At 68.6% G+C, this 15,563-nt stretch carries 18 protein-coding genes; 10 read left to right on the forward strand and 8 right to left on the reverse strand.

The window, feature by feature from the left end:
* Positions 1–11 precede the first annotated feature (11 nt).
* Positions 12–1,580 (forward strand): lysine--tRNA ligase, encoded by a 1,569-nt coding sequence (locus tag FSB78_RS16295; protein ID WP_147083600.1) that lies wholly within the window; start codon positions 12–14, stop codon positions 1,578–1,580.
* 176 nt (positions 1,581–1,756) lie between these two features.
* On the opposite strand, the gene FSB78_RS16300 is transcribed toward FSB78_RS16295, so the two are convergent.
* Positions 1,757–2,500: an MJ0042-type zinc finger domain-containing protein gene (locus tag FSB78_RS16300; RefSeq protein WP_147083601.1), complete on the reverse strand. Its 744-nt coding sequence runs from the start codon at positions 2,498–2,500 to the stop codon at positions 1,757–1,759.
* Between the two features lie 188 nt (positions 2,501–2,688).
* Between FSB78_RS16300 and ftsE the strand changes: the two genes are divergently transcribed.
* From ftsE to FSB78_RS16320, 4 genes are read left to right on the forward strand one after another with little or no spacing between them, the layout of a single operon-like run.
* The gene (gene ftsE, locus FSB78_RS16305) at positions 2,689–3,396 is read left to right on the forward strand and encodes a cell division ATP-binding protein FtsE (protein ID WP_147083602.1); all 708 of its coding nucleotides are present in this window, start codon (positions 2,689–2,691) and stop codon (positions 3,394–3,396) included.
* Positions 3,393–4,271, forward strand: coding sequence for a cell division protein FtsX (locus FSB78_RS16310; RefSeq protein ID WP_147083603.1), 879 nt, complete (start codon positions 3,393–3,395; stop codon positions 4,269–4,271). The genes ftsE and FSB78_RS16310 overlap by 4 nt, the downstream gene beginning before the upstream one ends.
* Positions 4,268–4,804 (forward strand): YdcF family protein, encoded by a 537-nt coding sequence (locus FSB78_RS16315; protein WP_147083604.1) that lies wholly within the window; start codon positions 4,268–4,270, stop codon positions 4,802–4,804. Before FSB78_RS16310 ends, FSB78_RS16315 begins: the two co-directional genes overlap by 4 nt.
* Positions 4,801–5,487 (forward strand): lysophospholipid acyltransferase family protein, encoded by a 687-nt coding sequence (locus FSB78_RS16320; protein WP_199743208.1) that lies wholly within the window; start codon positions 4,801–4,803, stop codon positions 5,485–5,487. The genes FSB78_RS16315 and FSB78_RS16320 overlap by 4 nt, the downstream gene beginning before the upstream one ends.
* 28 nt (positions 5,488–5,515) lie before the next feature.
* Here the strand turns inward: FSB78_RS16320 and FSB78_RS16325 are convergent, their stop codons facing one another.
* A complete protein-coding gene (locus FSB78_RS16325; RefSeq protein ID WP_147083605.1) occupies positions 5,516–6,424 on the reverse strand; it encodes a prephenate/arogenate dehydrogenase family protein in 909 nt (302 codons plus the stop codon).
* A complete protein-coding gene (gene hisC, locus FSB78_RS16330) occupies positions 6,424–7,518 on the reverse strand; it encodes a histidinol-phosphate transaminase (protein WP_147083606.1) in 1,095 nt (364 codons plus the stop codon). The genes FSB78_RS16325 and hisC overlap by 1 nt, the downstream gene beginning before the upstream one ends.
* A gap of 59 nt (positions 7,519–7,577) precedes the next feature.
* On the opposite strand from hisC, the gene metX reads away from it, so the two are divergent.
* The 4 genes from metX (at position 7,578) to FSB78_RS16350 (ending at position 10,191) form a co-directional block, all read left to right on the forward strand.
* On the forward strand, positions 7,578–8,708 hold the full coding sequence (metX, locus tag FSB78_RS16335; RefSeq protein ID WP_147083607.1) for a homoserine O-acetyltransferase MetX: 1,131 nt from the start codon (positions 7,578–7,580) through the stop codon (positions 8,706–8,708).
* Positions 8,705–9,136, forward strand: a complete 432-nt coding sequence (locus tag FSB78_RS16340; protein WP_147083608.1) for a GNAT family N-acetyltransferase — start codon at positions 8,705–8,707, stop codon at positions 9,134–9,136. The genes metX and FSB78_RS16340 overlap by 4 nt, the downstream gene beginning before the upstream one ends.
* Positions 9,133–9,723, forward strand: coding sequence for a methionine biosynthesis protein MetW (metW, locus tag FSB78_RS16345; RefSeq protein ID WP_147083609.1), 591 nt, complete (start codon positions 9,133–9,135; stop codon positions 9,721–9,723). The genes FSB78_RS16340 and metW overlap by 4 nt, the downstream gene beginning before the upstream one ends.
* A gap of 81 nt (positions 9,724–9,804) precedes the next feature.
* Entirely contained in the window at positions 9,805–10,191 is a 387-nt protein-coding gene (locus FSB78_RS16350) for a response regulator (RefSeq protein WP_147083610.1), read from the forward strand.
* 317 nt (positions 10,192–10,508) lie between these two features.
* Here the strand turns inward: FSB78_RS16350 and FSB78_RS16355 are convergent, their stop codons facing one another.
* Positions 10,509–11,282: an SDR family oxidoreductase gene (locus FSB78_RS16355; protein ID WP_147083611.1), complete on the reverse strand. Its 774-nt coding sequence runs from the start codon at positions 11,280–11,282 to the stop codon at positions 10,509–10,511.
* A gap of 109 nt (positions 11,283–11,391) precedes the next feature.
* On the reverse strand, positions 11,392–12,675 hold the full coding sequence (locus FSB78_RS16360; RefSeq protein WP_147083612.1) for a DEAD/DEAH box helicase: 1,284 nt from the start codon (positions 12,673–12,675) through the stop codon (positions 11,392–11,394).
* A gap of 297 nt (positions 12,676–12,972) precedes the next feature.
* Here FSB78_RS16360 and FSB78_RS16365 point away from each other — a divergent pair, with 297 nt between their 5' ends.
* Positions 12,973–13,509 (forward strand): hemerythrin domain-containing protein, encoded by a 537-nt coding sequence (locus FSB78_RS16365; protein ID WP_147083613.1) that lies wholly within the window; start codon positions 12,973–12,975, stop codon positions 13,507–13,509.
* Here FSB78_RS16365 and FSB78_RS16370 read toward each other — a convergent pair.
* Genes FSB78_RS16370 through cydB form a run of 3 tightly spaced genes read right to left on the reverse strand, consistent with a single transcriptional unit; the run spans position 13,506 to position 15,559 of the window.
* On the reverse strand, positions 13,506–14,216 hold the full coding sequence (locus FSB78_RS16370) for a Crp/Fnr family transcriptional regulator (RefSeq protein WP_147083614.1): 711 nt from the start codon (positions 14,214–14,216) through the stop codon (positions 13,506–13,508). The genes FSB78_RS16365 and FSB78_RS16370 overlap by 4 nt on opposite strands.
* A 55-nt stretch (positions 14,217–14,271) precedes the next feature.
* Complete coding sequence (gene cydX / locus FSB78_RS16375; RefSeq protein WP_147083615.1) at positions 14,272–14,394, reverse strand: cytochrome bd-I oxidase subunit CydX; 123 nt, start codon at positions 14,392–14,394, stop codon at positions 14,272–14,274.
* Positions 14,395–14,419: 25 nt separating this feature from the next.
* Positions 14,420–15,559 carry a cytochrome d ubiquinol oxidase subunit II gene (gene cydB / locus FSB78_RS16380; protein WP_422396716.1) on the reverse strand — a complete coding sequence of 380 codons (1,140 nt, stop codon included), beginning with the start codon at positions 15,557–15,559 and terminating at the stop codon, positions 14,420–14,422.
* Positions 15,560–15,563 lie beyond the last annotated feature (4 nt).

Here is a 15,563-nt window from a genome sequence, read left to right on the forward strand (position 1 = left end):
TCGCTTCGGCCATGACCGACGAACTCCGCACCGCCGCCCTCGAGTCCAAAGCCTGGCCGTACGAGGAAGCGCGCAAACTGCTCAAGCGCTATCCGGACGGCAAGCCCGGCGGCGCCCCGATCCTGTTCGAGACCGGCTATGGCCCGTCGGGGCTGCCGCATATCGGCACCTTCAACGAGGTGCTGCGCACGACGATGGTGCGCAACGCGTACCACGCGCTCAGCGACACGCCGACGCGGCTGATCGCATTCTCGGACGACATGGACGGCCTGCGCAAGGTGCCGGACAACGTGCCCAACGGCGCGATGCTCGCCGAGCATCTCGGCAAGCCGTTGACGCAGGTGCCCGATCCGTTCGGCTGCCACGACAGCTTCGCGGCGCACAACAATGCGACGCTGCGCGACTTCCTCGACCGCTACGGCTTCGAGTACGAGTTCGCCTCCTCCACGGACTATTACACCAGCGGCCGGTTCGACGAGGCGCTAAAGGGTGTGCTGCGACACTTCCAGAGCATCCAGGACGTCATGCTGCCGACGCTACGCGCCGAACGCCGCGCGACCTATTCGCCGGTGCTGCCGATCTCGCCGACCAGTGGCATCGTGCTGCAGGTGCCGATCGAGGTGGTCGATGCCGAGGCCGGGCTGATCGCGTTCGAGGATGACGGCCAGCGGATCGAGCAGTCGGTACTGGGCGGCAAGGCCAAGCTGCAGTGGAAGGTCGACTGGGCGATGCGTTGGGTCGCGCTCGGCGTCGATTACGAGATGGCGGGCAAGGACCTGATCGATTCGGTGACGCAGTCGTCGAAGATCGCGCGCGTGCTCGGCGGCCGCCCGCCCGAGGGGTTCAACTACGAGATGTTCCTCGACGAGAATGGCGAGAAGATTTCGAAGTCCAAGGGCAACGGCCTCAGCCTCGACCAGTGGCTAACCTATGGCCCGCAGGAGAGCCTCGCCTTCTACGCGTACCGCGAGCCCAAGAAGGCCAAGTCGCTGCACATGGGCGTGATCCCGCGTGCGGTGGACGAATATTGGCAGTTCCGCGGCAATTATGCGGGCCAGGACCTGAAGCAGAAGCTCGGTAACCCGGTGCACCACGTCCACGACGGCAAGCTGCCGACGGGCGAGCTGCCGGTGACGTTCGGGCTGCTGCTCAACCTCGTCGGTGTGATGGGCGATGCGAGCAAGGCGCAGGTCTGGGGCTATCTGGCGAACTATGTGCCGGATGCGTCGGCAGAGACCTATCCCGAGCTCGACAAGCTGATCGATCACGCGCTGGCCTATGGCCGCGATTTCGTCGCGCCGACCTTGAAGCGGCGTGCGCCCGAGGGTGTCGAGGTCGCCGCACTCGAACGGCTCGACACCGAACTCGCCGCGCTCCCCGCGAACGCGAGCGCGGAGGATATCCAGAACATCGTCTACGAGATCGGCAAGACCGGCGGGTTCGAGACGCTGCGCGACTGGTTCAAGGCGTTGTACGAGACGCTGCTCGGGTCCGAACAGGGGCCGCGGATGGGCAGCTTCATCGCGTTGTACGGGGTCGCGAATTCGCGCAAGCTGATCGCCGAGGCGCTGGCGCGGTAGGGTGCGTCACCCCTACCCGTTCGTGCTGAGTAGAGACTGAGTAGCCCCAAAGAGGCGTATCGAAGGCTCGTATCGAAGCACAGGTTCCGCGCGCTAACCTGTCCTTCGATACGGGCCTTCGCCTGCGCTCAGTCCTTACTCAGGACGAACGGCAGGGGGAGAACAGTTCCCGTCCCCTAGAGCGTGCTCTCGCCCGCAAAACTCAGTTCCAGCCGCTTCGAATTCGACGGCACGTCGAGCTTAGCCGAATTGAAGTCGATCGCACCGCCGGGCGGTAGAGTCCGCTGCTGCGGGGTGATCGTCCAGCTATAGACGATCCGCCCCTGCGCATCGCGCAGCTCGGCGCGGATGTCGGGGACGCGCTGACGGGAGTCGGAGGGATTCGTCACCTGGCCGCTGACCGCGAACAGTTCGGACCCGTTCTCGAGCTCGCGGCGCTCGATCGGGTTGTCGCGCAGCCGCAGCGGGGTCTGGTCGGCGCCGATCCCGAGCGTGGTGCCGATCCCTGGCGCACCCAGATACAGGATCGCGACCACCGCGAGCAGCATCAGCAGACCCGCCGCGACTGCCGCGATCGTCCAGCGCCTGGTCACGTTGATTCGCGGCCGGACGGGCTGGGCGACCGGTTCGAACCGGGCGATCGGCTCGGCCACCGGTTCCGCCGCGACGCTGGGCGCGGCGGGGGGCGGGGGCGACGGAGCGGGGAGGGGCGCGGGGTCCGGCGCCGATGCCAGCGGCGCGAGCGGCGCGAACGGTGCCGGCGTATCCGCGATCGGCGGCGGCGCGACCGGCTCGATCGGGGTCGCGGCCTGGAACCAGCTATGCTTGCAATTGGCGCAGCGCACGGTGCGGCCGTCGGCGCCGATCGCGCTGTCGGGCACCAGATAGCGGGTGCTGCACTCGGGGCATTGCAGGATCATGGGTACGCTTCACCGCGCGGCCGCCGGACTTGGGCCTTATCGCCGTGAATCTAAGCACGGCGCCCCGACTCATGGCAAGCCCCGTGCCCGCCAGAGGCAGGCCCCCGGGGCGTGCGCTTGAAGCCGCGCGCGGGCCATGCGAAAGCGGACCGGGGCATCGGGTAACAGAGCGGGCGCGACCACAACGCATGGCGAACATCGTCCAGTTCGAGAATATCGGCCTGCGCTACGGCACGGGCGCGGAGACGCTGACCGATGTCAGCTTTACGCTGCGCAGCGGGCAATTCTATTTCGTCACCGGCGCGAGCGGCGCGGGCAAGACCTCGCTGCTGAAACTCCTGTATCTGGCGCAGCGTCCGACGCGCGGCGTGATCCGGTTGTTCGGCGAGGATGCGGTGCTGCTGCCGCGCGACCGGCTGCCCGGGTTCCGGCGACGGATCGGCGTGGTGTTCCAGGATTTCCGGCTCGTCCCCCATCTGTCGGCGCGCGACAATATCGCGCTGCCGCTGCGCGTCGCGGGCGTGCCCGAGGTCGATATCGAACAGCCGGTGCAGGAGATGCTCGCCTGGGTCGGGCTCGCCGAACGCGCGCAGGCGCGGCCCGCGACGCTGTCGGGCGGCGAACAGCAGCGCGTCGCGATCGCGCGCGCGGTGATCGGCCGGCCCGAGATCCTGGTCGCCGACGAGCCCACCGGCAACGTCGACCCCGACATGGCCGAACGGCTGCTGCATCTGTTCGATTCGCTCAACAAGCTCGGCACCACGGTGGTGGTCGCGACGCACGACTTCCACCTGCTCAACCGCATTCCGCACGCGCAGATGATGCGGCTCGACCACGGGCGGCTGCTCGACCCCACGGGATCGCTGCGTCATCCGCCGCACCGGCCCGAATCATGAGCCGCCGCGCGACGGACCGGCGCGTGCTCGACGAGGTCGGGGGCTTGCGCGCGATGGCGTGGGTGATGGCGATCATGCTGTTCCTGACGATGCTCGCGGCTGCGCTCGGGCTCGGCACCGCAAGCGCCGCGCGGGTGCTCGATCGCCAGCTCGTCGGACGGCTGACCGTGCAGATCGTCGAGGGCGATCCGGTGCGCCGCGATGCGGTCGCGCAGCGCGTGCTGGCCGCAGTGCGCCGCCTGCCGCAGGTCGCGCGCGCGACGCCGGTCGACCGCGCCGAGCTGACGCGATTGCTGCGTCCGTGGCTCGGCAGCGACGGCGCCGATCCGCAGCTGCCAGTGCCGGCGATGATCGACATCGACCTCGCCGGCGGCGATGCGGCCGACGCGCGGATCGCGGCGACGGTGCATGCGATCAGCCGCTCCGCGCGCGTCGACCGGCACGAAAGCTGGATGTCCCCGGTCAGCGGCTTCATGACGTCGCTGACGTGGCTGGCGCTCGCGCTGGTGCTGCTGATGGGTGGCGCGACCGCGGCGGTGGTGATGCTCGCTGCGCGTGCGGGACTCGAGGCGCATCGCCCGACGATCGAGGTGATGCACATGCTGGGGTCGACCGACCTGCAGGTCGCGCGGCTGTTCCAGCGCCGGATCGCGCTCGACGCCGGGTTCGGCGGGATCGTCGGCGGGATTGCCGCGCTGGGCGTGATCGGGATCGTCGGTGCGCGGCTCAGCCTGCTCGGCTCCGAACTGCTCAGCGGCGCGATGCTGTCGGTGGCGGACTGGCTGCTGCTGGTCTGTCTGCCGATCGGCTTCGTGCTGCTCGCCACGCTGTCGGCGCGCGTGACGATCGTCCGCGCTCTCAGGCGTACGCTGTGATCGTCCGGCTGTTCGGGCTCGTCGCGCTCGCCTGGGCGCTCGGCTTCGCGGCGTTCATGCTGCTGCTTCCGATGCCGCTGGAGGGAACGACGACCGATGCGATCGTGGTGCCGACCGGGGCCGCAGGGCGGATCGACCGCGGGCTCGACCTGTTGCGGCGGCACCAGGCGCGGCGGATGCTCGTCACCGGCGTTGCGCCGGGGGTGCGGCCGATCGACCTCGCGCGCGAATATCGCACACCCGCCGCGCTGTTCGCCTGCTGCATCGATCTCGGCGCCGACGCGGTCGACACGCGCTCCAATGCCGAGGAGACCGCGGCCTGGGTCCGTGTGCATAAATATCGCTCGGTGCGCCTCGTCACCTCGGACTGGCACGTGCCGCGCGCGAAGATGGAACTCGACGCCGCGCTCGACCATCACGTCACCGTGCTGGGCGACGGCGTGCCCGGCACCCCGCGGCTCGGGATGCTGGTCAACGAATATAACAAGCTGATCCTGCGTCGGATCGCGCTCTGGATCGGAATGGGTACATGATCGCCTGGGTTCGCACGATCGTCTTCATGATCGTGTTCTACAGCATCTCGCTGCCGATCGTCGCCAGCGTGCCGATCTCGGCGCTGTTCGGCGACAAGGCCGTGATCGCACATGCGACGGTGTGGACCCGGTTCCACCGCTGGGCGACGCGCGTCATCCTCGGCATCAAGATCCGGATCGAGGGCACGCGCCCGACCGAACCGGCGTTCTACGCGTGCAAGCACCAGGCGATGTTCGAGACGCTCGAACTGCAGGCGTTGCTCGACGGCCCGGCGATGGTGCTTAAGCGCGAACTCGCCGACATCCCGCTCTGGGGCTGGGCGGCGCGGCGCTACGGCGCGATCGTGGTCGACCGCGACGCCTCGGCGGGCGCGATGCGCGGCATGATGCGCGAAGCGACCGCCGCGAAGGCCACGGGTCGCTCGATCCTGATCTTTCCCGAAGGCACGCGGGTGTCGCCGGGCGAACACCCGCCGCTGAAACCCGGGTTCGCGGGGCTCTATCGCACGCTGAAGATGCCCACGGTGCCGATCGCGTGCGACAGCGGCGTGGTCTGGCCGAAAAAGGGCCCCAAGGGGCCAGGCGTCGTCACCTTCCGCTTCGGCGACGTGATCCCCCCAGGCCTGCCGCGCGAAGACGCCGAGGCGCGGGTACACGCGGCAATGAACGCGCTGGAAGCCTGACGGTGCTCCTGCCCTCGCAGGAAAACCGCTACTCGTGCGTCCGTCCGAAATCGGGGGCGTCGTCGTCCTGGCCCTGTTCGACGATCGAGCGGCGCACCGCGCGGGTGCGCGTGAACAGGTCGAACAACGCGTCGCCGTCACCCCAGCGGATCGCGCGCTGCAGGTGGCTCAGATCCTCCGAGAAGCGCTGGAGCATCTCCAGCACCGCCTCGCGGTTGGTCAGGAACACGTCGCGCCACATCGTCGGGTCCGACGCCGCGATCCGCGTGAAATCGCGGAATCCGCCTGCCGAATATTTGATCACCTCGGACTGCGTCACTTCCTCGAGGTCGCTCGCGGTGCCGACGATCGTATAGGCGATCAGATGGGGCAGATGGCTGGTGACCGCGAGCACGCGGTCGTGATGCTCGGGCGCCATCGTCTCGACCTCGGCGCCGAGCCGTCGCCAGAACTCGGACACGCGCTCGACCGCGGCGGCGTCGGCCCCCTCGGGCGGGGTGACGATGCACCAGCGATGCTTGAACAGGGTGGCGAAGCCCGCTTCCGGGCCGCTGCGCTCGGTGCCGGCGACCGGGTGCGCGGGGATGACCGTGGCGCCCGGCAACGCGGCGGACAGCGCGCGCGCGACCTCGGCCTTGCAGCTGCCGACGTCGCTGACGATCGCGTCGGCGGGCAGGTCGGCGGCGAACTCCGCCGCGACCGCGCCCATCGCGCCGACGGGGACGCACAGGATGACGAGGTCGGCATCGATCACCGCCGCGCCGGCGCTGTCCGCGACGTCGTGGCAGATCTGCAGGCGATCCGCGGTCTCGCGCACGCCCGCGTCCGCGTCGTAGCCCGTCACCCGGACGGTCGGCATCGCCTGCATCACCGCGCGCGCCACTGACGAGCCGATCAGCCCGAGACCGACGATCGTGACGCGCGCGAACGGCAGCATCAGCGGTCGGTCAGCGCGCGCAGTGCCGCGATCACGCCGCGCGTCTCGTCCTCGGTACCGATCGTGATGCGCAGCGCGTTCGGCAGGCCCTGGCCGGGCAGCCAGCGGACGAGGTACCCCGCCTCCATCAGTCCGTGATAGGCGGCGTCGGCGCTGAGCGATCCCTCGAACAGCACGAGCACGAAGTTCGCCTTGGACGGCACCGGGCGCAGGCCGGCATTGCCCATCGCGTCGATCTGCTCGACGAACCAGCCGCGCCATGTGTCGTTGTGCGCGCGCGTCGCGTCGACGAACGCGGTGTCGCCGATCGCCGCGACCGCGGCGGCCTGGCCCGCGGTCGTCACGTTGAACGGCGCGCGGATGCGGTGCATCGCGTCGATCACCGCGGGGCAGGCATAGCCCCAGCCGATCCGCTCGGCGGCAAGGCCGTGGATCTTCGAGAAGGTCCGCGTGACCAGCACGTTGGGCTCGGTCATCGCGAGCGCGAGGCCGGCATCGTCCTCCTCGGGGCTCAGATATTCGGCATAGGCCTGGTCGAGCACGAGCAGCACGTCGTCCGGCAGCCCGGCATGGAGCCGCGCGATCTCGCTGCGCACGGTGAAGGTGCCGGTCGGGTTGTTGGGGTTGGCGACGAAGACGACGCGCGTCTTGTCGGTCACCGCGGCAAGGATCGCGTCGACATCGGTCGCATAGTCGCGGTCGGGCACCACCACGGGTTCGGCGCCGACGCGCCGCGTCGCGATCTCGTAGACCGCGAAGCCGTAGCGGACATGGATGATCTCGTCGCCTGGGCCCGCATAGGCGCCGGCGGCGAGGTGCAGGATCTCGTCCGACCCGGTGCCGTAGATGATCCGCGCGGGGTCGAGATCGTAATGCGCCGCTAGCGCCTCGCGCAGTTCGGCTGCGCTCGCGTCCGGGTAGCGTTCGAGCGTCCGGTCGGCGGCGTCGAACGCCGCCTTCGCGGCCGCGCTGGTGCCGAGCGGGTTCTCGTTCGAGGACAGCTTGGTGACCTTGCGGCCATCGTCGGTCGTCGAACGGCCGGGGGTGTAGGGCGCGATGCCCAGGATCCAGGGTTTGGGAGCGGGTACGGTCATGGCCGCGGCCATAGCGGTCGCGGTGGCGCGGTGGCAAATGGTTGTGGTAGCGCGGGCCCATGCTCGCGACTTCAGACACGATCGACCCGCGCTTCGGCCTTGCGCGCCGCGTGACGCTGGCGGGGCCGCTCCGGCTCGACGGCGGCGTGCTGCTGTCGCCAGTCGATATCGCCTACGAGACCTACGGGACGCTCAACGCCGAGGCGTCGAACGCGGTCCTCGTCTGCCACGCACTGACCGGCGACCAGCATGTCGCCTCGGCGCACCCGCGCACCGGCAAGCCCGGCTGGTGGACGCGGATGGTCGGCCCGGGCCGGCCGATCGATCCCGACCGCCATTTCGTCGTGTGCGCGAACGTGCTTGGCAGCTGCATGGGCTCGTCGGGCCCGGCGACCGTCAACCCCGCGACCGGCCAGCCCTGGGGCATGAGCTTCCCCGTCATCACGATCCGCGACATGGTGCGCGCGCAAGCCATGCTGCTCGACCATCTCGGCATCGGCGTGCTGGCCGCCGTCGTCGGCGGGTCGATGGGCGGCATGCAGGCGCTGAGCTGGCCCGCCACCTTCCCGGACCGCGTCCGCGCGACCGTCGTCATCGCCTCGACCGCGCGCCACACCGCGCAGAACATCGCGTTCCACGAGGTCGGGCGCCAGGCGGTGATGGCCGACCCCAACTGGCGCGGCGGCGACTATTACGAGGGCGATCCGCCCAGCGCGGGGCTCGCCGTCGCGCGGATGGCGGCGCACATCACCTATCTGTCCGAGGCAGGGCTGACCGAGAAGTTCGGCCGCCGCCTCCAGGCACGCGAGGCCAAGAGCTTCGGCTTCGACGCCGACTTCCAGGTCGAGAGCTATCTGCGCCACCAGGGGCTCGCCTTCACCGACCGGTTCGACGCGAACTCCTACCTCTACATCACCCGCGCGATGGATTATTTCGATCTCGCCGAAGAGCATGGCGGGCTGCTCGCGGGCGCGTTCCGCGCAACCAAGTCGCGCTTCTGCCTGGTCAGCTTCGACACCGACTGGCTCTACCCCACCGCGGAGTCGCGCAGCATCGTGCAGGCGCTCAACGCCGCAGGCGCGCCGGTCAGCTTCGTCGAGCTGTCGAGCCCGTACGGCCACGACGCCTTCCTGCTGGAAGCACCCGAGCTCAACCGCGTCGTCGACGGTTTCCTGAGGGCCGGCGCATGATCACGCTTTCGGACGACGCGACCCGGCTTCAGCTCGATCGTATCCATCCCTGGCTCGCGGGCAGCTACTGGTCGCCAGGCATCGCGCGCGATCTGGTCGAGCGCGCGATCGCGGGATCGCATTGCCTGGGCGCGTATGACCGCGACGTCCAGGTCGGGTTCGCGCGCGCGATCACCGATCATGCGACCTTCGCCTGGATCGCCGATGTCTGGGTCGACGAGAGCGTTCGCGGACGGGGGCTCGCGCGCCGCATGGTCGGCTGGTTCGTCGACCATCCCCGCTTCGCCGGGATCCGCCGCATCGGCCTGGTGACGGCGGACGCGCACGGCGTGTACGAGGCGATCGGCTTCCACGCGCCGCTGCGTCCCGAACGCTATATGGAACGGCTGGACCCCGACACCGCCGCGCGTCTGCGAGCCGAGCCATGACGCTTCGCGCAGACCTTGCGATCATCGCGCAGAACGTCGCGCCGGGCAGCCGCGTGCTCGATATCGGCTGCGGCGACGGCGCGTTGATGGCGGCGTTGCGCGACGAGCGCGGCGTCGATGCGCGCGGGCTGGAGATCGATGCGGGCAACGTCGCCGCCGCGGTCGGGCGCGGGCTGTCGGTGATCCAGGGTGACGCCGATATCGACCTTGCCGGCTATCCCGATGCCAGCTTCGACTATGCGATCCTCAGCCAGACGCTGCAGACCGCGCGCGCGCCCGACGTCGTACTCGACGAGCTGTTGCGGATCGGCGAACGCGCGTTCGTCAGCTTCCCCAATTTCGCGCATTGGCGCGTGCGGCTGTCGCTGCTGTGGGGCGGGCGGATGCCGGTGACGCGGCAATTGCCCGAGAGCTGGTACGACACGCCCAACATCCATCACGTCACGATCGACGATTTCCGTGCCTTTTTGAGACCACGGGGGGTGACGGTCGAGGGCGCATGGTTCCTGTCCGGCGACAAGAAAACGACGTCATCCGCCGCCAACCTGCTGGCGGAGCACGCGATTTTTCTGCTGCGTCGAGCGTGACATTATTGTCGATCTTGCACCGATATTGATCGATATTAACACGAAGCGGGAACGCAAGTGGCGCGTGACTGTTGCAGTGCCATGACCAACACCGCGCTCATCGTTGAGGACGAGATCTTCGTCGCCCTGGACCTGGAAAGGATCCTCACCGATGCGGGCTATGCGGTTGTCGCGATCGCCGCCGATCGCGAAGGCGCGATCGCAGCGGCACCGCAATGTTCGTTCGCGTTCGTCGACATCAATCTGCGCGATGGGCCGACCGGTCCGGAAATCGCCGAGAGGATTGCGCGCGAGCATAATGTGAAGGTCGTGTTCGTTACCGCCAACCCGAGCCAGATTGGCGATAACAGCCCGGCGCTCGGGTATATCCGTAAGCCGTTCAGCGAATCGGCGATCCTCGCCGCCGCGGCGTTCGCCTGCGAGGGCGCAAGTCCGGTCAGCGACGACGTCATCCGCCTGACGGCCTGACCCCGGCCCGACCGCGCCGTGCCGGCGCGGTTCGATGATGTCAGGCGGCGCGCGCCGTCGGTGCCGCGTCGCGGTCGTTAACGGCGACGGGGGCCATCGGTGCGGCGGAGACAGCAGGAACCGTCGCCTGCCGGCGATGGGTCACATACAGAGCGATTAGACTGAACATAATAAACCTCGTGCTTTGCTGCGTCGCAGCATCGAGGTGTATCTGGTCTGCCTGCCGTCCGGTCGCAATCGCAACGATCACCATCCCGAATGCAGGAAACGCAATCGTCGGCGGCGAGCACAGGTGCCCGCCGCCGACCGGATCTGGCCTAGGCGTTGCCAGCCGCGCGCGCGCGTTCCGCGGATTCGTTAAGCTGGCCCAGAGTTTCCGGAAACCGGTGGTCGGCCTCCGCGTTGCGCAGCGGCCGGACGCGCTCGACCAGGATCTCGTTCGAGGGGGGCAGTTCCGCCCACAACGCCATGACCTCGTCGGCGAACGCGTCCAGCGGCATGTAGCCGGGGCGCGTCTCCTGCCCTGGGGTCAGCGCGGTCTGGACGCCCGGTGGCGCGATCTCGATCACCGCGACCTGCCCCTCGAGCGCGCGGCGCAGGCTGACCGTATAGGAATGGATCGCCGCCTTGGTCGCCGAATAGGTCGGCGCCGCGGTCAACGGGACGAAGGCGAGCCCGGACGTCAGGTTGACGATCGTCGCGCCGTCTTGCATCTTCAGATGGTCGACAAAGGCGTCGATCAGCCGGATCGGGCCGAGCAGGTTGGTGACGATCGTCGCTTCCACGTCCGCCAGGTCGCGCTTTGCCGTGATGTCCTCCAGCTTCATGATGCCGGCATTGTTGATGACGACATTGAGCGCCGGGTGGTCGGCAAGGACGCGGGCCGCGAACGCTGTGATCGCGGCAGGATCGTCGATGTCGAGCGTCACCGCGCTCATCCGCTCGCGGCCGGCGATCGTCTCGTCGAGCGCCTCCTGCCGCCGCCCGGCGACGATGACGCTGTTGCCGGCGTCGTGGAGACGCTGCGCGAGCGCCGCGCCGATTCCCGAGCCGCCGCCGGTGATGAGGATCGTGTTGCCGGTCGGGGTCATGAAGTGTCTCCTGCTGATGCAGGGCGTAGGTGGTCACGCCGCCCGCGAAAGCAACCAGGGCGGGGAGGAATATCGTACTAATCGGTACAGATATTTTCCCCGAGCGCTTTCAGGCCGCGGTCGCCGCCAGACGCGCCGCCTGCTTTTCCTCCTCGGTCCAGACTTTCCGCTCGCGCGGTGGCTTGGGCGCCTTGACCTGCTTGACCGGGCCGCCGCCGAGCACGGGCGCGCGCTTGGTCGAATGGCGCGCCACTTCGCAATGCCATTCGTGATCGTCCTGCACCGTCAGCGTGCGGCCGATCTCGCGTTCGACGTCATGCAGCCAGGCGCGCTGCTCAGCGTCGCACAGGGTGACGGCGTAGCCGCTGCGGCCGGCGCGACCGGTGCGGCCGATGCGGTGGACATAGCTTTCGGGCAGGCTCGGCAGGTCGTGATTGAAGACATGCGTCACGGTGTCGACGTCGATGCCGCGCGCGGCGATGTCGGTCGCGACCAGGACCTGGACTGTGCCGGCGCGGAACGCGTCGAGCGCGCGTTCGCGTTGGCCCTGCGACTTGTTGCCATGCAGCGCCTCGGCGGTGATGCCGGCCTCGCCGATGAACGCGCAGACCTCGTTGGCGATGTTCTTCTGCAGCGTGAAGACGACCGCCTGGCCCATGTCGGGCGTCCGCAGCAACGCGAGCAGCGCGGCTTTCTTGTCGGCGGCATCGAGGAACATCACGGACTGCGCGATCCGGTCGACGGTGGTCGACGGCGGTGCGATCTCGACCTTGGCCGGGTCACGCAACAGGCTTTCGGCGAGCGCGGCGATCGATTTCGGCATCGTTGCCGAGAAGAGCAGCGTATGCCGGTCCTGCGGCGTGGTCGCGACGATCCGCTCGATCGGCTTGGCGAAGCCCATGTCGAGCATCTGGTCGGCCTCGTCGAGCACCAGCGCCTCGAGCCGCGACAGGTCGCAAAGGCCCTGTTCGACCAGGTCGAGCAGGCGGCCCGGGGCCGCCACGACAATGTCGACGCCCTTTTCCAGCGCGCGGACCTGATGGACCTGGCTGACGCCGCCGAAGATCGTCGTCACGCGCAGGCCCAGATGGCGGCCGAAGCCCTCGAAGCCGGCGGCGATCTGCGAGACCAGTTCGCGCGTCGGTGCAAGGACGAGGACGCGGGCACCGCCAGCGGGCGCGGGGCGGGGATCCGCCGCCATCCGGTGCAGCAGCGGCAGCGCGAACGCCGCGGTCTTGCCGGTGCCGGTCTGCGCCATGCCGAGCATGTCACGGCCCTCGAGCAGCAGCGGGATCGACTGCGCCTGGATCGGCGTGGGGTTGGCATAGCCTTGCTCGGTGAGCGCCTGCAGCAGCGCGGGCGCCAGGGCGAGATCGGCGAATGTCATGGTCATTGTAAACGGCGCCTCCAGCGCTGTGCTCGGCTGGGCCTGGTCGGGCTGCGCAAATTCGGGAGCGCGGGCGGTAGGTGCAATGCTGCACTGCGTCAATGTGAGAGATGGCGGTCGGATCCAGCAGGCGCCCCGATACCTGTCCGTCGATCGGCGGAACATGGAATCCGTCCCTCGCGACACGCGGCGCCTGTCGGGGCGAGCCGTCATCTGCCTGCCGGCCCGATCGATGGCATCGGTTTGATCGTCGTCAATGCCGCGCATTCGACATCGTGCTCAGTGCCGGCATGGAGAGCAAAGATGACCGAGCATGAGGAGCCTGACGGGCGTGTCGTGCCGTTCGTGCGACGCTGGCACGTCATCCACGATGTCGACATCGCCCCGCTTGCCGCCGATCATGCCCGGCTCCGCGACCTGTGCACGCTCTTGGAGGCGTGCGCGGATGCGCTGCCCGGCGGCGTTTCCGGCAGCGAGGCCGATGCGCTGGGCCGGCACCTGAGCGCAGTCGTCGCCAGCCATGCGCGCGACGAGACCGCGGTGATCGACGCGCTGTTCGCCGGGCATTGCGACGATCCGCTTACGGCGGCGGTGGTAGAGCGGATCCGGGCGCGTCATCTGGGCAACGCGATCCAGGCCGACGACATCCTCGCCATACTGTCCGGCACGGCAAAGCCGTGCGCGGAGGCGTTCGGGCATATGCTGCGCGGGTTCTTCGACGGCTGCCGGCACGCGATGGATTTCACCGAACTCGCAATCCTGACGCTCGGCAGCACGCGGCTGACGCCGGACGCGCGCGCCGTGCTGGTCGGCGGGCTGTGCGGACGTGCGGTGGACTAGGCGGCCTCGGCGCGCTCGTGCAGCGCGGCTTCGTCGGAGATCGTGATCGCCCGGCCGCCCGGCAGCGCGATCACGCCGGCGATCCGGAGCCGGGTCATCTGGCGGCTGACCGTCTCGATCGTCAGCCCCAGCACATCGGCGATCTGCCCGCGTGTCAGTGGTAAGTCAAAGGTCAGCGGGCCGTCCGGCGTCGCACGGCATCCGGTGGCGGCCGCGCGCGTCGCCATGTCGATCAGGAACCCGGCGATCTTCTCCTGCGCGGAGGTGCGCGCGAGCGACAGGATGCGCGTGCGGGCGACGCCGAGCGCGGCCAGCGTACGCTGGAGCAGCAGCCGTTCCATCCGCGCATGATCCCCGAGCACGCGCTCGAACGCGTAGCGCGGAAAGATGCACAGCTCGGCATCGGTCAGCGCGGTGATCGTGAACCCGGCCTGGCCTGCATAGGGCTGGCCGACGAAATCGGCGGGGTAGAGCAGCCCGACGATCTGTTCGCGACCATCGGGTGTCGCGGCGACCAGCTTCAGCACGCCCGCCAGCAGGTTCGCGCAGATGATGCTCTCGTCGCCCGCCCAGATCAGCGTCTGGCCGCGTGCGATCTTCCGGCGGCGGCCGATCGTATTCAGCGCTGTCAGCTCGACGTCGCTGAGGCTGCTGCAAAGTGCCTGGTCGCGGACCGCACAATCCGCACAGATGTCGTGGTGGGCCATCAATCCGGTATACGCCGACGGCCCCGAATATCCGCGTGATTTCTTTACGCGTCCGTTACGAAACCACGGATGCGTCCGCATCGTCCTCGATCGGGAGGTGGAATTCGTGCCAGATGCCGTTGAGGATGCCGAATCCGACTGCCAGTCCGAGGCCGAGGACCCAAGTGAAATACCACATGATCAGATGTCCTGTTTAAGCGGGATCAGTAGAAATCGGGGTTGGTCGCGACGTCCTGCGTCGTCACCCGTCCGAACATGACCGTGTAGGCCCAGCTGGTGTAGGCGAGCACGATCGGCAGAAGCACTATGGTGACGACCAGCATGATGCCGAGCGTCTTTGCGCTCGACGACGCGTTCCAGACGGTGAGGCTGGAATGCGGGTCGATGCTCGACGGCAGGATGAACGGGAACATCGACAGCCCGACGGTCGCGATGATGCCGAGCGCGGCGACCGAGGACCCCGCGAACGCGGCGACCTCCGATCCGCGACGGATGCCGAACAGCGCGAGCGCGGCGCCGACGAACCCGAGCACGGGGGCGATCATCATCCAGGGGTGGAGGCCGTAATTGGCGAGCCACCCGCCGTGCGCGATCTCGCTGGTGGTGCGAAGCGGATTGGACGCGCCCGCGGGATCGATCGCGCCGACGATGCGGTAGCCGATCTCACCATAGGCGACGAAGCCCCAGCCGATCGCGAACAGCGCGAGCGTGGCGAGCCCGGCGACCGTGCCGAAGGCGCGCGCGCGGTCATGGACCGGGCCGCGTTCGACCTTGATCGCCAGCCAGGCGCTGCCGTGCAGCACCAGCATGGCCACCGACAACAGCCCGCACAGCAAGGTGAACGGCGTGAACAGCCCGAGGAAGTTACCGTCGAAGACCGTGCGCAGGTCGCTGTCGAGGCGGAAGGGCGCGCCCGACAGGACGTTGCCGACCGCGACGCCGAACACCAGAGCCGGCACGAACCCGCCGACGAACAGCGCCCAGTCCCAGCGCGACCGCCAGGCGGGGTCGGGCCGCTTCGACCGGTATTTGAACCCGACCGGGCGCAGGATCAGCGCCGCGAGAACCAGGAACATCGCGAGGTAGAAACCCGAGAAGCTGATCGCATAGACGAACGGCCATGCCGCGAAGATCGCGCCGCCGGCGAGGATGAACCAGACTTGGTTGCCTTCCCAGGTCGGCCCGATCGCATTGATCACCATCCGTCGCTCGCTATCGGTGCGCCCGACGAACGGGAGCAGAGCCGCGACGCCGAGATCGAAGCCGTCGGTCAGCGCGAACCCGATCAGCAGGATCCCCATCAGCGCCCACCAGATCAGACGCAGCGTTTCATAATCGAACATCGTC

Origin of the sequence: Sphingomonas ginsenosidivorax, from assembly GCF_007995065.1 — a bacterium.
Lineage (GTDB): Bacteria > Pseudomonadota > Alphaproteobacteria > Sphingomonadales > Sphingomonadaceae > Sphingomonas > Sphingomonas ginsenosidivorax.